The following is a 20,044-nucleotide window of genomic DNA, read 5'->3' as shown; positions in this document are numbered from 1 at the left end:
GTAATAGATTTATTAGAACGTAAAAAAGGATAACGAATTTATTGAAAAAGTACAAATTGAAGCCATTCAACAAGATTGCCCTACATTTATCATTTACACAAATAAAAGGGCTATTCTGCCTTTCTTTATGTTAAAAGTATAAGTAAATTCACATTTCAAAAAGAAATAACGCAAAAATTGAACATATTTCTGCGCAATATCATCCGCAAACGTTTGCGGTTACGTTTGCGGTTTTTCTGCAACACTCATTTTAAACTTAAAAAAATCAAATATTTAAACTAAAGTCACCAACTGTATCATTTCCCGACATTCCTCGGGTTTTCTACCCAAAATGAGTGGCATATTGTAAAAATTATATTTCTCTAAACCCAATGAATAAAAATACGGCCGTCACGATCAAAGACATTGCTAATGCCCTCAATTTATCTGCCTCGACCGTGTCGCGCGCTTTGCGCGGGATGCCCGAGATACACCCCGAAACTCGCCAAGCGGTGTTACAGTTGGCGGAGGACATGGACTACCAACCCAATCAGTTGGCAAAAAACCTTGTCAAAAGCCGCACAAAAACCATTGGGCTGATTTTACCGACCTTGAGTTATCATTTTTTTGCGTCGATGCTCAACAGCATCGAGGAGGCAGCCATGCAAGCGGGCTACAGTGTGGTGGTATGCCAAACCAACGAATCGTATTTACGGGAAGTTGCTCAGATTCAAAACCTGCTTCACAGCCAAGTTGAAGGGGTGATTATGTCGTTGGCGCGCGATACGAGCGATTTTGAACACATTTATCGCTTGCAGCGCAAAAATATGCCCCTCGTGATTTTTGACCGCTATTCAACCGACATCGACGCCTCGCGGGTCATCGTTGACAACCACGAAGCGGCTTTTAAGGCAACCCAACACCTCATCGAAAACGGCTGCCAACGCCTTGGCTGCATGGCAGGCCCGCCGCACCTGCTTATCAGCAACGAGCGTTTACGAGGCTTCAAAGACGCCCTCGAACACTACGGCCTGCCCTACAACGAGCGCTACGTTTTTCACAATGATTTTACCCAAGAAAACACCATGATGCAGGCACTCAATATGATGAGCTTGCCCACACCGCCCGACGGAATTCTGACCATGACCGATCGCATTGCGTTTGCCACCATGTATGCTTTTAAACAAAAAGGAATTCGGATTCCTGAGGACGTGGCCATTGTGAGTTTCAACAACGACCCCACCTGCATTTATCTTTCGCCATCGCTTACGAGTGTCAACCAGCCCATTCAAGAAATGGGTGCACAAGTCGTTCGGCTTTTACTCAAACAACTTGAAAACGACCAACCTGTCGTTGCCGAAACGATTGTACTCAGTACGCAACTGATGATTAGGGAGTCATCGATGGTTGAAGGGCGAAAAAAATAAGTTTTGATAGGTATCAAATGTAGTTTCATTTCTTTGTATAAGTAAAACTAACCAAACGTTATTATGCAAAGACGTTCTGCCCTAAAAAGCCTAACGGCGGCCGTTGGAGGATTGATGAGTCTGCCAAGCTGGGCGCAAGCATGGACTCCCGAAACGGTAAAAGGGCCTACCCTACTTACAATGGCAGAGGAAGATACCCTCGCCGAAATCGTTGAAACCATCATTCCTGAAACTTCAACGCCAGGTGCAAAATCGCTAAAAGTCCATCAATTTGCGCTTCGGATGATCAATGATTGCTACGGTGAAAATGCGCAAAAAAACCTCAAAAAAGGTTTAGCCGACACAAATAGCGCCGCTCAACAAGCATATAGCAAGTCTTTTGCTGCTTGTGATGGAAAACAACGCCTTGACCTTCTCAAAAAACTGGCCGACAACGCAGATACCAAGCCGTTTGTAAGCATGATTAAAAACTTGACGATTCAGGGCTACCAAAACTCCGAATACGTCATGGTCAACATTCAGAAATACAACATGGCACCTGGATTTTATCACGGTTGTGTTCCTGTCAAGAAATAGCATAGAACTTAATCTTGATTAAGCTTGGCCCAAACTGTGATTTGGGTCAACAGTGGCACAGCGTCTCTGACGCAATTCAACCTCAAAACTGCAAACTTACAAATGTCTTATTTCTCAATAGATTCTATCAAAGATCGTACATTTGATGCCATTGTCGTTGGCTCTGGTATCAGTGGGGGTTGGGCGGCCAAAGAGCTCACGGGCAAAGGCTTACGTACCCTTGTGTTAGAACGCGGTCGCAATGTGCAGCACGTCACCGACTACCCAACGACCATGATGCGCCCGTGGGAGTTTCCTCATTTGAATCAAATGCCAAAAGAGGTCAAAGACGCCAACCCTATCGTGAGCAAATGCTACGCTTTCAACGAAGATGCTGCGCATTTTTTTGTCAAAGACGCCGAACACCCTTACGTACAAGAGAAACCTTTCGACTGGATTCGCGGCTACCAAGTAGGTGGAAAGTCGTTGCTCTGGGCTCGCCAAACACAACGTTGGTCACAATTTGACTTTGAAGGACCCGCTCGGGATGGTTTTGCCGTAGAGTGGCCAATCAACTACAACGAAATTGCACCTTGGTATAGTTACGTTGAAAAATTTGCGGGTATTTCGGGTAACAAAGACGGCCTTCCACAGCTTCCCGACGGCGAGTTTTTACCCCCTCACGAGCAGTCGTGCGTAGAAAAATACTTTGGAGAACAAATGGCCAAACATTACGGAGGCTCGCGCCCCATTATCATTGGTCGTTGCGCGCACTTGACGAAACCGAATCCGATTCACTTCCAACAAGGGCGTGCTCAATGCCAGAATCGCGCGCTTTGTCAACGTGGCTGTCCGTACGGAGGATATTTTAGCAGCAACGCCACGACGATTCCGTGGGCTATGAAATCGGGAAAGATGACCCTCAAGCCCGACTCGGTGGTGCACTCAATTATCTACGACGAAAAATTAGCTAAAGCCACGGGCGTACGCGTCATTGATGCCAAGACAAAAGAGATGACGGAGTATTTCGCAAAGATTATTTTTGTGAATGCTGCTGCACTTAATACCAACTTGATTTTGCTCAACTCTACCTCTCATCGCTTCCCCAAAGGCTTGGGTAACGATAATGGACTAATGGGCAAGTACATCGCTTTCCACAACTACCGTACAAGCATTTCGGGTGAATACGAAGGCTTCCTAGATACGACCTCCGAGGGAATCCGCCCCAATAGTAGCTACATTCCTCGGTTCCGTAACTTACTTAAACAAGAAACCGACTTTTTACGCGGCTACGCTGCGGGCTTTAATGCCAGCCGTATTACCTTCAACGACCGCTCAGGCATGGGTGAAGAGCTGAAAACGTCATTGGCAGAGAAAAAATATGGCAACTGGCGCGTGGGTTCGCACATGATGGGCGAAACCATTCCGAAAGAAACTAATTTTGTGGCGCTTGATTCAAACCTGAAAGACCCTTGGGGTATCCCGCAGCTACGGGTTTCGGTAAGCTACGACGACAACGACGAAAAGATGGTGAAAGATTACCACGAACAGCTGACCGAAATGTTTACGAAAGCAGGTTTCAAAAACATCCAAACCCACGATGTACCAAACAAAGCACCAGGACTTGACATCCACGAAATGGGTGGCGTTCGGATGGGTAAAGACCCTAAAACATCGCTTTTGAACAATTGGAATCAACTCCACGCTTGCAAAAACGTGTTTGTTACGGATGGGGCGTGTATGACCTCAACCGCCACTCAAAACCCGTCGCTCACTTACATGGCACTCACTGCTCGCGCCGCTGACTACGCCGTAAAACAAATGAAAGCGAAGAATTTGTAATCTTTTTTGTCTATAGGTAATTGTGCAAAATTAAACTGGACATTATCAACGATATGTGAGTCATAAAACCCCATGCCTTTAGGCTGGGGTCTGTAAACAAGAGCTTAATCTAGGGCTTTAGCCCTGACTTTTTAGCTCTTTAATATGGAAAAGTCAGGGCTAAAGCCTCGTTAAGTTGCCTAATTTCCTTTATCCCCAGCCTAAAGGCGTGGGGTTTTAGGAGTGGTGTGAAACTCATTATGTAATTGAAAACGGATAAAATCAAAGCCCTGACATCTCTCAGTTTTTTATTCATTGCCTCGTGGTACTTTCGCCCAAAACCGCATTGTACCATGAATACTACTCAGCTTATAAAATCCGCACAAATAGATGGGGTTGAACTCCACCAAGTTCGCTTGGTGTCGTTAGACGAGCATAAAGACCATCGTGGGTCGTTTACCGAAATCTTTCAAGACCACTGGGGAACAGTTCTCAAGCCTGTACAGTGGAGCGCCGTAAAATCGGAAGCCAACGTCTTTCGGGGAATGCACTTTCACGTCCGCCACGACGAGTACTTTTGTCTTATCGAAGGACACTGTTTATTAGGACTCCGCGACTTGCGGCCTGGTTCTCCTACCCAGCACCAATCTGCCTTGTTTGAATTGTTTGGGGAAGATCCCGCCGCGCTTGTATTCCCCGTTGGGATGCTACATGGATGGTATTTCTTTACGCCGTCTATTCACGTACAGGCGGTTTCGGAAGCCTATCCCGACTACGGCGCGGATGACAACTGGCGCTGCCGCTGGAACGACCCCGAACTTGAACTCAACTGGGGCGTTGAAAACCCGATTTTGAGTGATTTAGCTGCCGACGCACCATCATTACAGGGGCTTATCAATGGCTTGACATTTAAAGGGTATTTCTCTTAGTTTTTGTTGAACCATATAAGACATATAAGGGATTATAAGAAAAACTTATATGTCTTATATGGTTGAATAATAATGCTACGGAATAATAGGCCCATACCTCTTCGATTGGAGCGTAGTCATTAAAACCATGGCCGACAACGTGGCATGAATCGCAGGGTTGTGCGGTTATTTTTCCAGTTTACGCACATATAGCGACTGACCGCACGAAACGAACCTACACGCGGGTCGTAAAACAATCTACATTTCTCCCTATTTTTGTAGCTGCAAAACTGCTTAATAGACTACAAAGCATCATGTCAATTTCATCTACGCCCAAAGAACAGGGCTTTTTCTTTCCTGCCGAATGGCATCCACACCGCGCTACTTGGTTGAGTTTCCCTCACACCGAAGCCTCTTGGACGTACGAGCGTCAGCCTAAAATGCTTCCTGCTTATTTGGAATTTATCAAAGCTATTAGCGAGGGCGAAAAGGTGTGTATCAATGCGCACAACGAAACGGTTCAACAAACGATAAAACTTCACTTGCTGGGGGCAGGAATCGACCTCAATCAAATTGAGCTTCCGCTCCACGCCACCAACGACTCTTGGTGCCGCGATCATGGCCCAGGTATTTTGATTAATCCTGAAACCAAAAAACGTCTGGTGGTCAATTGGGGTTATAACGCCTGGGGAGGAAAATATCCACCGTTCAACAACGACGACCTGATTCCCGTAGCGATTGCTCATTATTTGGGCCTAGACTACGTGACACCTGGCATCATCATGGAAGGTGGCTCGGTAGAATTCAATGGAAAAGGAACGTTATTGACCAGCAGAGCTTGTTTGCTCAACGAAAACCGCAATCCGCACCTAAGCCAAGCACAAATTGAAAAATACTTGTGCGATTATTACGGCGTGGAACAAATTCTTTGGGTGGGCGATGGTATCATTGGCGATGATACCGACGGACACATCGACGACACCGTGCGCTTTGTCAATGAAGATACGGTGGTAGCGATTGTTGAAGAGAACAAATCGGACGACAACTACGAGATTTTACAAGAAAACATTCACGAGTTGAAGCAGATGCGTTTGCTCAATGGAAAACAACTTAACATCGTTGAGTTGCCCATGCCAACACCTTTGTACAGTGAAGATTTGCGTTTGCCTGCATCTTACGCCAATTTTTACATCAGCAATGCGGCAGTTATTGTACCCACATTCCGCTGCGCCAACGACCAAAAAGCATTGGATATTTTGAGTCAATGTTTCACCGACCGCAAGGTTATCGGCATCGACTCCACAGAAATAGTTTGGGGCCTCGGCAGTTTCCACTGTCTAAGTCAGCAAGAACCGTTGGTGTAGTTCTGTTTGAGGTTTACTGTTTCGGGTTTAGTCTATTTTTATTAGAAAACGATAAACTCGAAACAGCAAACCCTAAACTAAAAACTATTAATGTTCTACCCCACCGTCACCATGAACGTGACCATGGTCTAGTTCTTCGGCAGTAGCAGGACGAATATTAATCACTGAGCCTTTGAAGTGCATCTTACGGCCTGCCAATGGATGGTTAAAATCCATCAACACAAACTCACGATTTACTTCTACCACTTGACCCATCAAACGATGTCCATCTTCGTTGGTCATTGGAATCATATTGCCTACTTGAAGCATATCTTCTTGAACCTCGCCGTCCACCTTGAAAATATCAATCGGAAGTTCAGCAACGGCTTCCATGTCATAATCGCCGTATCCTTCCTCGGGAGAAAGCGTAAAATCAAACGACTCACCTACAGCAAGCCCATTAATTTTATCTTCAAAACTTTCTGGCAAGCCACTCATTCCTTGAATGAAGTACATAGGTTGGTCTTCACCGACGGTTTCTACCATCTGCCACTCGTCGGTATCGTTCATAATACTAAGCTCGTAGGCCAACGCTACGACTTGATTAGCTGCTATTTTCATTGGTTTAAATTTTTTGCAAACGTACTGCTTTTTAAGGGTGTAAACTAGCTTACTTTGGCTTTTCGCCACAAAATGATGCCATTTTCTTCCTTTACTTGGGAGAAACCTGCCTTGACCAACACCCTTTGAGAAAGCGGCAGTCGAACGGGCGTTTGGGCAGTGAGGGCCTGCGCTGCGGGATGCTTGAACACCCATTTCATCAAGCACTCAACCGCCTCGGTCGCAATGCCTTTGCCCCGAAAATCTTCGTCTAGACCGTAGCCCATTTCGGTCTCACCATCGTCATTGGGCATTCCTGCCACCCCAATTCCACCCGCCACCGCGTTGCTTTCCTTTTCAACAATCAGCCAATTGGTAAACCACTGATAATTGGCCACGTTTGCCGCCGTTTCGGGTAGCCAGTAATTGGCTAAAGCATCGTCGAATTCTGACTGAAACTCTTCTTCCATTTTCATGGGGCGCGGAGAAAGACCTAGCGATTTTTGTAATCCTAAGTAATCACTAGCGTGGAGTTGTAACTGCTGGGTAGTAAGCGGAATTAACCGCAAACGAATAGATTCGATAAAATACATGATGAAATTCTAGCCTTTGGGGAAGGTTTGGGTACATAACAAAGGTAAAAAAAAATCTATTTTTGCGGCATGAATTTGCTTTTATACGCCCAACAATACCGCGAAGACCTTCTGCAACGAATCGTTCCTTTTTGGCTCGACTTCGCCATCGACCGCGTCAATGGCGGGTATTTTTGCGTACTTTCCAACAAAGGAGAGGTCATTTCAACCGACAAGTGGATGGCTTGGCACGGGCAACAGGCGTGGGCTTTTGCGAAGTTGTACCAAACCGAACCTCGACCTGCTTTTCTGGACTACGCCCGCCAAGGGGCTGATTTTTTGCTTCAATACGCTACCGACGCCAAAGAAAACTGGTGGGAATCAGTAGATATTACAGGCCGAGGTGTGGCCGAGGTGAAAGACACCCAAGTGGAAGCTGCTGCCTGCGCCGCGTGGGGCATTTTGTACAACATTACCGAGGATGAAGTATATGCCGAAGCAGCCAAAAAATCGTTGACAAAAGCAGTTCGTAAGCGCGAAAAACGGCTTCAAAAATACATCGACGAGCCCATCAGCGGACGCCATTTAAAACAAATTGGTGAACTAAGCGCCCTTGCCCGTGCATTAATGGCCGCAAAAAACTGCCTTTCTGAAAAAGCGTTTCGCGAACGAGGAGAAGCCCTTTTAAGCGAACTGATGAAACATTTTTGGGAACCTCGCGCCGATATTTTATTAGAAAATGTGTTCCCAGAAGGCGGCTACTCCGATTGCTTGTTGGGGCGACGAATCCACGCAGGGCGGGTTTTTGAAGCCTTTAATTCTTTTTACGAACTGACTTACTCCCTCAACAAACGACAAATTCGCAGACAATTAGCACAGCACATCGCTTATTTGGCCGAAACTACTTGGGACGAAGCCTACGGCGGTTATTATCATTGGTTAGACGTTAAAAGCCTGCCCGCCACCGAACCCGACGCTTACTACAAATACGCTTGGGTGCAATTAGAAGCCTGCACGGCTCTGCTGCGGGCGTATCAAGTACTTCAAGACCGTTCGTTGTTGAGACAGTGGCAACGGGTAAATGATTATCTCTGGCAACATTTTCCTGACCCTTCTCCTGAAGGCGAATGGGTAGGCGTGGTGAGTCGGCACGGAGAGCCACTGCTGCCCCTTAAAGCGGCTTCTGACAAAAATGCCTTTGCCCCCATCAGAAACCTGCTTACTTCCTCCGAATTACTGGCAAATATTGGTGTCTAAAACGTGATTTGTTCCTGTGTATCGAGTAATTCTGAAACTCCGTTCTGACGCAGTAGCACGTACATCCGATAGTTGCCTTTAACGACTGCCTCAGGAACAAAAGTTGCCATAAATCCTCTGTTCCAATACCAGCCCCTTCGGAGAAATGTCTTCAGCGGAAGTGCCTGCTGCATTCCACCTGCCATATATACGTGGGATGTTGATTTAAGAATAACATAAGCTCCATCGTCCGTATTTTTAACGGGTCGAATAAAATCTCGGTGATAATAAACGTTCAAGTTTTTGTTGCTCCAAAAAACCGAATCAACCTTAAAATTTCCGTTCGTTGAAAGTGAATCGGTCGAAGCAGTCCACTTTTTTTCGTATTGTCTAAAAAACAAGGATGGCTGGTACAGTTTCTGCAATCGAAGAAAGTCAGTGCCCGTTAAATCAAACATTTTTAGCCCCAACAAATCGGCATTGTACATCGAATTAAACTCTTGCGCCACTGCCATTCGGCGATTATTGACCGCAGGTGCAATGGCATAATACAACACCAAAGCATTGAAAATCACCGCAATTCCCATCCCAATAGCCAACCATTTCTGCGTTATTCTCTCCCGATTCCAATCCAGCACCAACACATACGTCAGAATCAACATCCAAGTGGGATACATCCGATAGCGGCCCTTGAACATACCATATAAGCCGTCCCATTCAGCCCGTTTGTAAACGACGCCCAAAGAGGTCAAACACACAAATAACAGCATGTATAGCGCAAACCACTGCACTTTGTTGAGTCTTAATGTAATTGTGTATTTTTGGAATAAAGATAGGGTTGGGTTGGTGATATCAGGTCTGACTATCGTCTGACCTTTTGTGATGGTCGTATGTCGTAACAAAGCCCAAGTATTTACTGTTAAAAGCACTCCCCCAAAAACTACTGAAAGCCATTGAGCCAGCGTGGACGGGCTGTAAGCATCAAAATTTACCGAAGACCCAATAAACGCCAAAAAACAAATGATTGCTTGCAGATAGTTTTCCGCTTTTGTCAAATCAAGTGAACTTGGAGACGCGTGCGAATCGGTGAGTGCATATAGTCCCATCGTTAGCACAAATATCCCTAAAGTGAGCTTCATCTCTTTCCAACGATTCGACAAAGCCAGAACAACTCCACCAATTAGAAAGGTCAACAGGCCATTCCCGTACGAAAATGTGGCAAAGATTGAGAACACAATCCCTACCCAAATGTACTTGGGCGACAGCTGTGTGTATCCATACGCAGCCATCATGGTAAAAAACAGCAACCCAAAATTTCCAAGCGAACTTGTTCCCCAAAAGATATTTTCAAACGCATGTACGTTGAGGACAATCCAACACAAGGGGATAAAATACGCAAAAGAGAGATTGAGTTTCTGGAAAACTTTAAACAATATTCCCAATTGGCCAACCCAAAGTAAATTACTGATGACCATCAACGTTTTGAAATTGACACTTCCTGTTAGCCAGTACGACAAGAGTACCACCAAACGCGTAAACACGATGCGGTGTTCGGGAAAACCGATGGTCAGCCAGTCCAATTTTTCGCCCCAAGATACCGCATTCTGCCATTGCTCTACAATTTGAAGCACGTGAATATCGTCGTATGCCACGTAGTTGGCATTCAATGCAATGGCTTCAAAAAAAACCACGTATATCACCAGCGGTAACAAACACAGCGAAACTAAGAAGCGTTTTTGGATAGAAAGATTGAAAAAAGTCATGCGTAAGGTCGAAAAACGCTTAAAATTAGTAAGTTCGTAGGCGATTTTAGTGTTTTACCCCCCAAAATGTACCCCAACCAACCTTAACTGCTTCATTATCAACAAAATGAAAAATAGCTTTTATTTTTTACTCTTTTTTCCGTTCACCGTGCTCTTTGCCCAAAACACCTACCTTGTCAAAGAAAATGACCAATGGCGCCTCACGTCCGCTGGCGCTTCTTTTTTGGCCAAATTACCCCTACATTGTATTCATACCGAATACCCCAACAAAACAGGGCACACCATCGAAGCCGAGAATGACGCCAAACTCACACCCAAGCAACTACACCCTGCTTTTTATGGCTGTTTGGATTGGCACTCTTCTGTACATGGACACTGGATGTTGGTTCGGCTCCTTAAAACCTTCAAGGGACTTCCCGAAGAAACGGAAATACGAAAAATACTGGATGATAGTTTTCAGCCCGATAAAATGAAAACCGAAGCGGAGTATTTTACCAAATACAAGTTTTCGCGCACGTTTGAACGTACTTACGGCTGGGCTTGGTTGCTCAAACTCGACGAAGAATTGGCCACATGGGACGACCCACAAGGCCGCCAATGGCATCAGCATTTACGTCCGCTTACCCAACAAGTGGTGGAGCTTTGGACGGCATTTTTACCCAAACAAACCTACCCCAACCGCACGGGCGTTCATCCCAACACGGCTTTCGGTTTGGTGTTTGCCCTTGACTACGCCCGTACGGTTAAAAATGCCGCTTTTGAAGCCAAAATCGTCGAAAAAGCCAAGTATTTTTATCTAAACAATACCCAAGCGCCCGCCATCCAAGAACCCGACGGTTCCGATTTTCTATCGCCAAGTCTGGAAGTAGCAGACCTAATGCGACGTATCCTAACACCCACAGCATTCACCAAATGGTTCAATGGCTTTATGCCTGCCGCTGGCTTGCAAAACATCCTTAAACTCCCCGTCATAAGTGACCGAAACGACATGCAGATTGTTCATTTAGATGGACTTTCGTTGAGTAGGGCTTGGTGTTTGAAAGGCATTGTCGGAGCCCTTCCTAAAACCGACTCCCGTCGGGCAAATATGCTCAAAGCTTCTCAACATTTTATCAATACCACCCTACCCCAAATCACCAATGGTGGCTACGGCGGCGAGCACTGGCTGGCTTCCTTTGCATTGTATGCATTGCAATAAAAATGTGGCACAATTTTTGATAACACTTTCATTAACATGCTCATTAACACTCAATTAATGAGCATGTTTTCAAAACAATAGTATTCCTTTTTAGATGTGCATTTTTCCTACACTCTCGCAGGAAACGGCATTATTTTTGCTTCTATTTCTCTGTTGATATGCTTCAACACTCGCGTTAAAAACGCATTAATTTTTTCTATTTCTTACACTTCTTACTTACCCTATGAAACAACCATTTACTACACATTGGTGGAGGATTTTGCTATTTTGGTGCCTATCCATAGGTGCAATTGCCCAAAATTCAACCACCTCTCAAGAAGCCAACCTTGGTGGTTATTTTTTGAAAAAAGTGGTTAGTAATTCGACCATCCCAACTGGAGTTGGGTTTACGTACACAATCTTTTATACCATCCCTGCTGGCTCACCCGCTACGACCATCACGGATGTAGTGCCTAGCCCATTGGTGGTTGACAACGTCATTGCAACGGCCGTATGTGGTACGCCAAGCGTATCTCAAACAACCGTTGTGGGAGGTACCCAAGTTTCTTATCAGATACCCTCGACGACGTCAACTTGCTCGGGGTCTTTTCAAATCAACGTGAAGTTTCCCGCTGGAACAACTTGTAACGGAGAAACCGCCCGCAACCGCGCTTGCTTACGAACCTCCACAGGTGCTGATCTTTGTACAGGCTACGTAAGTACCACCGCCCAAGCCACCGACCCGTGGAAAGTCTATAAAGTACCCAGCGGCCTAGCTTACACGGGTGGTACGTGCCAATGGGCGACGTTGAGCGACACCGTTGAATACATTGTCTCGGTTTATAAAAACACGGGATTGTACGGTTTTCTCAATTTGGAAAATGCCTCCATCGTGGATCGAATGCCCGCGGGTGCGGTATTTGTTAGCGGCGCCCCCATTGCTCCCGCTACGGGCACTATCACTGCTTCGGGCACCAATATCACTTGGACAGGCTTAGGAACGCTTGACGCTACCCAAAACTATTTCCAGCGGCAGGCTAAAATTAAAATCTATTATCCTGGTTTTGCCGTCAACACCAGTCGCACCAATAAAGCAGTTTTAACGGGTGATTTGGGCAAACCCACCTCTCCCAATTGCGGTAAACACGCCGATTCACTCCAAATTTGCGTTACCAAATCGGCTCCCGTTACCTCTGGACAAATTAGCAAATATTCTTATGTATCGGGCAATGCTCGTGGCTGCGCAGGCTATTACAACATCGTCGTCTGCAACAATGGTACCTCTCCACTCTCCAGCTTCAATGTGTATGACAACATCCCGACGGGCATTACGGTCACGAGCATTCAGGTAACAGGAACTGCGGCTAACCCTGTCACTGTCAATGTTAATTCTGCTAACGTTTTGGTCAATGCCACTTCGACACAAACTTACACTGCCACGCTAGGGACTAACCCCGCCATTTATTTTCAAAACAATGGTACTTTAGCCGTGGGGGCTTGCGTTTCGTACCGCATCAACTTTACCATTAACTCCCTAGCTTCAAGCAGTATTATGAACTGTGCGAGCTTGAGGTATCCCATGCCTAATCCTACGACGGTTCGTACTTCTTGTAATACCATCGCGATTTATCCACCAACAACCAACGTTTGTGCTTTCAAAGAAATTTGTAACAAGCAAACGACTTATAATCAAGGGCAAGTGTTGCGGTATCGTTTACGGGTTCAAAACATCGGCACAGCCGTACTATCGGGCGCTTACATCAATGATTTGTTAAATGCAAATTTGCAGTACGTCGGAAACGAAACCTACTATATATCAAGCAATTACAGTCCAGTATGTACGGCAGGCTCGGGCATTCCTATTGGAACTACTGCCTGGACGGGCGTTTCTACCGCTCACGCAGGAAATAACCTGCGTTGGAACATCCCAACCATCGGTACTAGCTGCGCCAATGTCTATTACCCCAACTGCGGCCAATACGGCACGGCGGGCGTCCCTTTTTACTTCATCGAATTTGACGTAAAAGTCCTCAACAATGCTGCCGTTGGTGTTATTCCTAACTTCTTTAGAGTTCATTCCAACTTGTCAGCAGTGCTAGCTACTTCCAATACCGAATATCTCACAACAAACGCGGTTTTTGGCTTTACGTTGGATAAAAAATTAAGCAAAGACAACGGAGCAACCTTCGCTACTTCCGCAGTTACCAATCCAAATACAAACGTTATATATCGCTTGGGATTGACCAAAACAGGAGCTGCCCTCAAAAATTTGTTGTTTTTTGACATGCTCCCCCGCGACAACGTAACGACGGATTATTTGATGCTCAACCGAGCGGTAAGCCGTGGTAGTCAGTTTGATGTTTTGCACCAAAATTTTGTGGGTGCAACGCCATTGAGTGCTTCCTCCACTTATGCCAATTCGGTCAACATTTGCCTTCCTGACCTATCGTATTCGCCTGGGGGATGTAACACCACCACTTGGACAGCCTCAGCGGTTAGTGCTCGCAATGTAAAAGCGAATTTTGGCAGTAGTTTTATGCCAACCGCTACGCAGCAATACGACTTCAGGGCTTTGGTAAGCGCCTCGGCCCAAAACGCCCAAAAAGCCTGCAATACCTTTGCCGCAACAGCGGCTGCCTTGATGTACATCAACAACGCCAATACCGACGTAAACCTCACCCCATGTGAGTCTAACTTGGCCTGTGTTTCCATTGACGCGGCGGCAGTAAATTGCTGTGAAAAAACCCAAATTGTTCCGACCGACAAATTGTGTTGTAGCAAATTGAAAGTCGCGTGTCCCGTAAAACAAGTCAAAGTTACTTTGACCAACGGCACGTTTACGAACTTGGCATGGACCTGCAACCCCGCACCAACCAGCTACGTAGGAACGTCCACCTATACCTTTACTCCAACGGGTACTTGCGATTCCACGACCGTTGATGCGTGTTTCAAAGCTACCTCGAGCGGCAATGTAGTTATTACTTACAATATTACGTTTGCCAATGGTACTACATGTATCAAAACCGAGTCGAAAAAATGTTGCTGTACTCCTGCCATTACCGTTCCCAAAACAGCCTGTTTAGGATTGCCTGTAACGTTGCGCTTGGTAACAAGCGATTGTCCCGTTCAGAATGTACTTTGGAACTTTGGCGATGGATTCACCTCTACGGCCCTTAATCCAAGCCATGCTTATACTAATCCAGGCACTTATACGGTTATACTCACCTACGACAATGGCTGTGGAAAGCAAACACTTACGTACCAAATTGTGGTAGCAAAATGTGTATGCACCGTCACACCATGTATCAGTTATGCAGCTACGGGCTTACAAGTATTGTTTAACTCAACAGGAAGTGCCAGTACATACCCTATATCCGCCTACCATTGGGATTTTGGTGATGGCAACTGGTCAAACAGTGCTACTTTCTCACACACTTACCTCAGTGCTGGTACTTACAACGTTTGCTTAACTGTTTATGCTGACAACGGAAATGGCCCTTGTGAGTGCGTAGCCAAAGCTTGTCGCACCATCACGGTAACGCCAGGAATGGGAACTGCTGGAAATTGTGCCCAAATGCTACCTGCCAACCTCTTGTCAGAACCTTCTAATGCTGCTGCACGAGAAGCCGCCGTTGAGGTAACTCCTGCCCTGGAAGAAGAAAAAGAATTGGAACCATCATTGCTAAAAGTAATGCCCAATCCATTTGAAAATGTAATGAAAGTGAAGTTGGATAACTTGCTCAAATCAAGAAGTTTGGCCGATAAAACTCAGCTCGAACTTCATACCATTCAAGGCAAGTTGGTCAAATCAGTGTCACTTACTAGCAACGCAAATGAAATAGAAGTATCAACCCAAGAGCTTCCCGCTGGTACGTATATCTTATCGTATAAGCGAAACGGTAAGGTAGAATCTTCAGTGAAGGTAGTTAGGGAGTAGAAATAAAGAACCTCCCGAAAGTTTTGAACTTTCGGGAGGTTGCTGTACGTCTTAAAGTTAAGTATTTATAGCGGCAAGAAGTTAAGTACTTTTGTTTTTTGATATACGCTCATACAAGCAACAACCGATGGGACAAGCGACCAATACAGCGATACGGCAGTCATTACTGGAGTTAAAAGCCTCAGGTAAAACACTAAAATATATTAGTGAACACTTAGGTGTTCCCTATGCTACCCTGCGAAACTTATGGCATAAACACCAAAAAACTCCCCAATCAAATTTACGAACAGCATATGAGAACTGTGGCAAAAAGCCGCCCAGTAGATCCGATGTGATTTATCGAGGAGCTCTTTGGCTAAAACGTTTACATCCAAATTGGGGAAGCCCCTTGATTCATATGCACCTGGTCAATCGCTATGGTTGCTCTCAGGTGGTTCATGTACGCACGATTCAACGTTGGTTTTTGTCAGCTCATATGAGCAAACCACGTTCCTAAAAATTAGAACCCAAAATTGGGCAATCAACACAGGTTCATAACATCTGGCAGGTAGATGCCAAAGAACGATTAAGCTTAGAAAATGGTCAATCAGCTTGTTATTTGACCATTGTGGATGAAAAAAGTGGAGCTTGTCTGGAAGCACCCGTTTTCCCCCTATGCCCGAATCAATCAAGTGCCCATTGACCAAATACGGCAAAAACTTATTGAGGTTTTCAACAAATGGGGAAAAGCAGGTTGTTTTAGAGTAGATAATGGCGAGCCATTCGGAAGTCCTGCTGGGGCACCTACTCCGCCTTTAGCGCTGTGGCTTATCGCTCACGATATTGATTTGACTTGGAATAAACCTTATTGTCCACAGATGAATAATCGCGTTGAGAAAATGCAAGATACCACTCAACGCTGGGCAGAAGTGCAAGCTTGCCGTTGTTTACAAGAATTACAAGCCAAGCTAGATGCCCAAATTCATATTCAACGACAGCTGTATCCAGTAACTCGGCTGGAGGGAAAAACCAGGGCGATGGCTTTCCCTGAGTTAATTACTAAACAACGCGTATTTTCAAGTAAAGACTTTGATTCAAAGAGAGTTCATGAATTTATTGCAAAAAAAATCTACACTCGAAAAGTATCATCAGTAGGACAAATTACGCATTTCGGACAAACGATTAGGGTAGGAAAAGAATTTGCTCACCAATTTGTCCAACTTAAATTCAAGCCAGATACCTTGAAGTGGCAAATCTCGAACTCCACTCAAATTATCAAAAATATTGCCGATAACTGTCTTACTGATGATAGAATCAAAAATATGACCGTATTTTCAAAACAAAAAAACCAATCAAACTAAATGTCTGTTTGAGCGTACCTAACTTTAAAGCGTACAACAATGTTCAAAACTTTCGGGAGGTTCTTTTAATAAACAGCTTGATAATCAATTATCATTTCCACTTTTGTCCAACGACGTTTTTGAACTTGAATTGGATTAATATTCATGGCATCGTCAAATAGATTGGCATAAAGCCCTTTTTCTTCTTTAGTAAACACTGAATAATAACCCACTGGCAGCGTCACTGAAAAACGCCCCTTTTTATCAGTTTTTACTTTTCTGACGAGTTTTGAATTCACTTTTTGATAAAAACCCGCATCTTCACCCGCCTCTACCTGTTTATCATTCGTCAAAGCATAAATATACACCTCTCTCACCACGGGTACTGCTTTGGGAACGGACGCTTTGGTACCGATAGTAGGCATAAAATTTCCAGCCTTCCAAAGTACTTGTCCCGAAATACCTTGGGTGTTTTTTTGAGCCACTGCCAATGTTGCTATCAACAACAAAAGGCAACTACTTAACCAGTGAGTGCGCATAGTTCAAAAGGTTTTATGAATCCCTTACGCTTCCACTTTTTCTAGGGCGTAGATGTCGGTTACTTCATCCAAAATCTCCAGAATATGAGCGTAGTCGAGGGTTTCCACTAAACGCATTCGGTAGGGTTTAAAATTGTTCAAACCTTTAAAATAAGTAGCGTAGTGGCGGCGCATTTCCAAAATCCCCGTACGTTCACCTTTCCATTTAATCGAAAAATCGAGGTGTTTTCTGCACACGCGTACGCGTTCGGCAGTAGTAGGTGGCGCCAAGTGCTCACCCGTTTTGATGAAATGTTTGATTTCGTTAAAAATCCAAGGATAACCGATACTCGCACGCCCAATCATGATGCCATCTACACCAAAGCGGTCACGGTATTCGATTGCTTTTTCGGGGCTGTCAATGTCACCGTTGCCAAAAATTGGAATTTTGATGCGTGGATTATCCTTGATTTTACCAATGAGCGTCCAATCGGCATCCCCTTTGTACATCTGAACGCGCGTGCGCCCGTGCACAGTCAGTGCTTTGATGCCAATGTCTTGCAAGCGTTCGGCTACGTCCTCAATGTTTTTGGTGGATTCGTCCCAGCCCAAACGGGTTTTAACCGTCACGGGCAAGTGGGTAGCTTTCACCACTGCTTCGGTCATTTTGACCATTTTAGGAATATCCTGCAACAACGCCGCACCTGCTCCGCGACAAGCCACTTGTTTAACAGGGCATCCGTAGTTAATGTCAATCAAATCGGGACCCGCTTTGGTCGCGATTTTGGTACATTCACCCATGGTTTCGATGTCGCTCCCAAAAAGCTGAATCCCGATGGGGCGCTCGTATTCAAAAATATCTAGCTTTTGCACACTTTTAGCCGCATCGCGAATCAAACCTTCCGACGAGACAAACTCGGTGTACATCAAGTCAGCACCACCTTCTTTACACACCGCCCGAAACGGCGGGTCTGAGACATCTTCCATCGGCGCCAACAACAATGGAAAGTCGCCTAATTCTATATTTTCAATTTTTACCATTGCTAACCAAAAATTAGTACGTAAAATAATTAATCCCCAAAAACACTATCTTGCGGGGACACAAAGTTCGTTCTTTTTTCTTTATCTCTGAAAATAACCTATTTTTGCTCTCTAAAATTCAACGACACACAAATCGTAATTCATACTTCGTAAATCATACAATAGAAGAATGCCTTATTTATTCACTTCAGAATCGGTATCGGAAGGCCACCCCGACAAAGTCGCCGACCAAATTTCGGACGCCCTTATTGACCACTTCATGGCGTTTGACCCTACGTCAAAAGTAGCCTGTGAAACGCTCGTTACCACTGGCCAAGTAGTTCTGGCAGGTGAGGTAAACAGCAAAACATACCTCGATGTGCAGCAAATTGCACGTGAAGTAATCGCCAAAATCGGCTATACCAAAGCTGAGTACATGTTTGAAGCACACTCTTGTGGTGTTCTTTCAGCCATTCACGAACAATCAGCCGACATCAACCAAGGCGTTGACCGTCAAGCAGCAGATGATTTTGAAAGTAAGGCAAATGCCCAAGGTGCAGGTGACCAAGGGATGATGTTTGGCTACGCTACGCGCGAAACCGACAACTTTATGCCTTTGGCGTTAGACTTGTCGCACAAAATTTTGGAAGAACTTGCCGCTATCCGTCGCGAAAACAAGCGCATCAAGTACCTTCGTCCTGATGCAAAGTCGCAGGTAACCATCGAATACTCTGACACCAACAAGCCTATTCGCATTGACACCATCGTAGTGTCAACGCAGCACGATGACTTTGGCGATGACGAAACCATGTTGGCACAAATTCGCAAAGACATCATTACCTACGTAATTCCACGCGTGAAAGCCAAGTTAAAGCCTTCATTGCGCAAATTGTTCAACGACCAAATCACGTACCACATCAACCCAACGGGTAAGTTCGTAATCGGTGGTCCTCACGGTGACACTGGTTTGACAGGTCGTAAAATCATCGTTGATACGTACGGTGGTAAAGGCGCCCACGGTGGTGGTGCTTTCTCTGGTAAAGATCCTTCAAAAGTGGACCGTTCGGCCGCTTATGCAACGCGTCATATTGCCAAAAACTTGGTAGCAGCAGGCGTTTGCGACGAAGTATTGGTTCAAATTTCATACGCTATCGGGGTAGCTAAACCTTGCGGTTTGTATATCAACACGTACGGAACATCGAAAGTAAAAGGCGAAAATGGCAAAAAATTGAACGACGGAGAAATTGCTAAAATCGTAGAAAGCGTATTCGATATGCGCCCTTATGCGATTGAGCAACGCCTCAAACTACGCAATCCAATTTACTCAGAAACAGCCGCTTATGGCCACATGGGTCGCGAGTCGCAAGTAGTAACGAAAGTATTCAAAAACGCTGGTCAAGTGGCCGAAGTAGAAGTAGAACTTTTCACTTGGGAAAAACTCGACTACGTTGACGCCGTAAAAGCTGCTTTTGGTTTGTAAGCTAGGTGCTTTCGGTTGCTCACAACCGAAAGACATATCAAAGCCCCCGTTCTTAGGTGAACGGGGGCTTTTGTTATCATAAATATTATACCTGACGAAACAATTTCGCGTCGGCCCAAAAAGTACCAAAAGGAACAATAGAGGCAAGCAAGGCCAAAGCCGTTTTTTTTAGGGGCCAGTTGTACTCAATTTTACTCTGTACTACCGCCAATACGTACAGCACAAACAGCAATCCGTGTACCATGCCAATCACTTTATTGGGGCCTGGCATCTCGGCATAATACTTTAATGGCATGGTTATGAACAAGATAAGCAAAAACGAAACGCCCTCTATAAAACCAATGACCCGCAAACGCCCTATTTGAGTTTTTAATAAATCCATCTTTTTT

General features: G+C 45.1%; 16 protein-coding genes. 10 read left to right on the top strand and 6 right to left on the bottom strand.

Going from position 1 to position 20,044, the window contains the following annotated elements; all coding sequences use genetic code 11:
• Nucleotides 1–371 precede the first annotated feature (371 nt).
• The 5 genes from DTQ70_RS02690 (at nt 372) to DTQ70_RS02665 (ending at nt 6,054) form a co-directional block, all read left to right on the top strand.
• Nucleotides 372–1,406 carry a LacI family DNA-binding transcriptional regulator gene (locus DTQ70_RS02690; protein WP_122929381.1) on the top strand — a complete coding sequence of 345 codons (1,035 nt, stop codon included), beginning with the start codon at nt 372–374 and terminating at the stop codon, nt 1,404–1,406.
• A gap of 63 nt (nt 1,407–1,469) precedes the next feature.
• Complete coding sequence (locus DTQ70_RS02685) at nt 1,470–1,982, top strand: gluconate 2-dehydrogenase subunit 3 family protein (RefSeq protein ID WP_122929380.1); 513 nt, start codon at nt 1,470–1,472, stop codon at nt 1,980–1,982.
• 102 nt (nt 1,983–2,084) lie between these two features.
• Nucleotides 2,085–3,803 carry a GMC oxidoreductase gene (locus tag DTQ70_RS02680; RefSeq protein WP_122934245.1) on the top strand — a complete coding sequence of 573 codons (1,719 nt, stop codon included), beginning with the start codon at nt 2,085–2,087 and terminating at the stop codon, nt 3,801–3,803.
• Between the two features lie 332 nt (nt 3,804–4,135).
• Entirely contained in the window at nt 4,136–4,711 is a 576-nt protein-coding gene (locus DTQ70_RS02670) for a dTDP-4-dehydrorhamnose 3,5-epimerase family protein (RefSeq protein ID WP_122929378.1), read from the top strand.
• Nucleotides 4,712–5,004: 293 nt separating this feature from the next.
• Nucleotides 5,005–6,054 carry an agmatine/peptidylarginine deiminase gene (locus DTQ70_RS02665; RefSeq protein WP_122929377.1) on the top strand — a complete coding sequence of 350 codons (1,050 nt, stop codon included), beginning with the start codon at nt 5,005–5,007 and terminating at the stop codon, nt 6,052–6,054.
• A gap of 87 nt (nt 6,055–6,141) precedes the next feature.
• On the opposite strand, the gene DTQ70_RS02660 is transcribed toward DTQ70_RS02665, so the two are convergent.
• The gene (locus tag DTQ70_RS02660; RefSeq protein WP_122929376.1) at nt 6,142–6,654 is read right to left on the bottom strand and encodes a peptidylprolyl isomerase; all 513 of its coding nucleotides are present in this window, start codon (nt 6,652–6,654) and stop codon (nt 6,142–6,144) included.
• Nucleotides 6,655–6,698: 44 nt separating this feature from the next.
• Nucleotides 6,699–7,226, bottom strand: a complete 528-nt coding sequence (locus DTQ70_RS02655; RefSeq protein WP_122929375.1) for a GNAT family N-acetyltransferase — start codon at nt 7,224–7,226, stop codon at nt 6,699–6,701.
• Between the two features lie 69 nt (nt 7,227–7,295).
• Here DTQ70_RS02655 and DTQ70_RS02650 point away from each other — a divergent pair, with 69 nt between their 5' ends.
• Nucleotides 7,296–8,462, top strand: coding sequence for an AGE family epimerase/isomerase (locus DTQ70_RS02650; protein ID WP_122929374.1), 1,167 nt, complete (start codon nt 7,296–7,298; stop codon nt 8,460–8,462).
• Here DTQ70_RS02650 and DTQ70_RS02645 read toward each other — a convergent pair.
• Nucleotides 8,459–10,204 carry a hypothetical protein gene (locus tag DTQ70_RS02645; RefSeq protein ID WP_122929373.1) on the bottom strand — a complete coding sequence of 582 codons (1,746 nt, stop codon included), beginning with the start codon at nt 10,202–10,204 and terminating at the stop codon, nt 8,459–8,461. The two genes, DTQ70_RS02650 and DTQ70_RS02645, sit on opposite strands and share 4 nt — an antisense overlap.
• Nucleotides 10,205–10,310: 106 nt before the next feature.
• On the opposite strand from DTQ70_RS02645, the gene DTQ70_RS02640 reads away from it, so the two are divergent.
• The 3 genes from DTQ70_RS02640 to DTQ70_RS02630 all read left to right on the top strand — a co-directional run bounded on the left by DTQ70_RS02640 (nt 10,311) and on the right by DTQ70_RS02630 (nt 16,658).
• Entirely contained in the window at nt 10,311–11,402 is a 1,092-nt protein-coding gene (locus DTQ70_RS02640) for a DUF2891 domain-containing protein (RefSeq protein ID WP_122934244.1), read from the top strand.
• Nucleotides 11,403–11,625: 223 nt separating this feature from the next.
• A complete protein-coding gene (locus tag DTQ70_RS02635) occupies nt 11,626–15,318 on the top strand; it encodes a PKD domain-containing protein (protein ID WP_122929372.1) in 3,693 nt (1,230 codons plus the stop codon).
• Between the two features lie 611 nt (nt 15,319–15,929).
• Complete coding sequence (locus DTQ70_RS02630) at nt 15,930–16,658, top strand: hypothetical protein (protein ID WP_122929371.1); 729 nt, start codon at nt 15,930–15,932, stop codon at nt 16,656–16,658.
• 65 nt (nt 16,659–16,723) lie between these two features.
• Here DTQ70_RS02630 and DTQ70_RS02625 read toward each other — a convergent pair whose 3' ends face one another.
• Entirely contained in the window at nt 16,724–17,176 is a 453-nt protein-coding gene (locus DTQ70_RS02625) for a carboxypeptidase regulatory-like domain-containing protein (protein ID WP_122929370.1), read from the bottom strand.
• A gap of 24 nt (nt 17,177–17,200) precedes the next feature.
• The gene (gene dusB, locus DTQ70_RS02620) at nt 17,201–18,196 is read right to left on the bottom strand and encodes a tRNA dihydrouridine synthase DusB (protein WP_122929369.1); all 996 of its coding nucleotides are present in this window, start codon (nt 18,194–18,196) and stop codon (nt 17,201–17,203) included.
• Between the two features lie 169 nt (nt 18,197–18,365).
• On the opposite strand from dusB, the gene metK reads away from it, so the two are divergent.
• Nucleotides 18,366–19,655, top strand: a complete 1,290-nt coding sequence (gene metK, locus DTQ70_RS02615) for a methionine adenosyltransferase (RefSeq protein ID WP_122929368.1) — start codon at nt 18,366–18,368, stop codon at nt 19,653–19,655.
• An 85-nt stretch (nt 19,656–19,740) separates the two neighbouring features.
• On the opposite strand, the gene DTQ70_RS02610 is transcribed toward metK, so the two are convergent.
• Complete coding sequence (locus DTQ70_RS02610; protein ID WP_122934243.1) at nt 19,741–20,037, bottom strand: DUF3817 domain-containing protein; 297 nt, start codon at nt 20,035–20,037, stop codon at nt 19,741–19,743.
• Nucleotides 20,038–20,044 lie beyond the last annotated feature (7 nt).

This window comes from Runella sp. SP2, assembly GCF_003711225.1.
GTDB lineage: Bacteria > Bacteroidota > Bacteroidia > Cytophagales > Spirosomataceae > Runella.
Note: the sequence above shows the minus strand (reverse complement) of the source record. Positions and strands in the feature narration are given on the sequence as shown.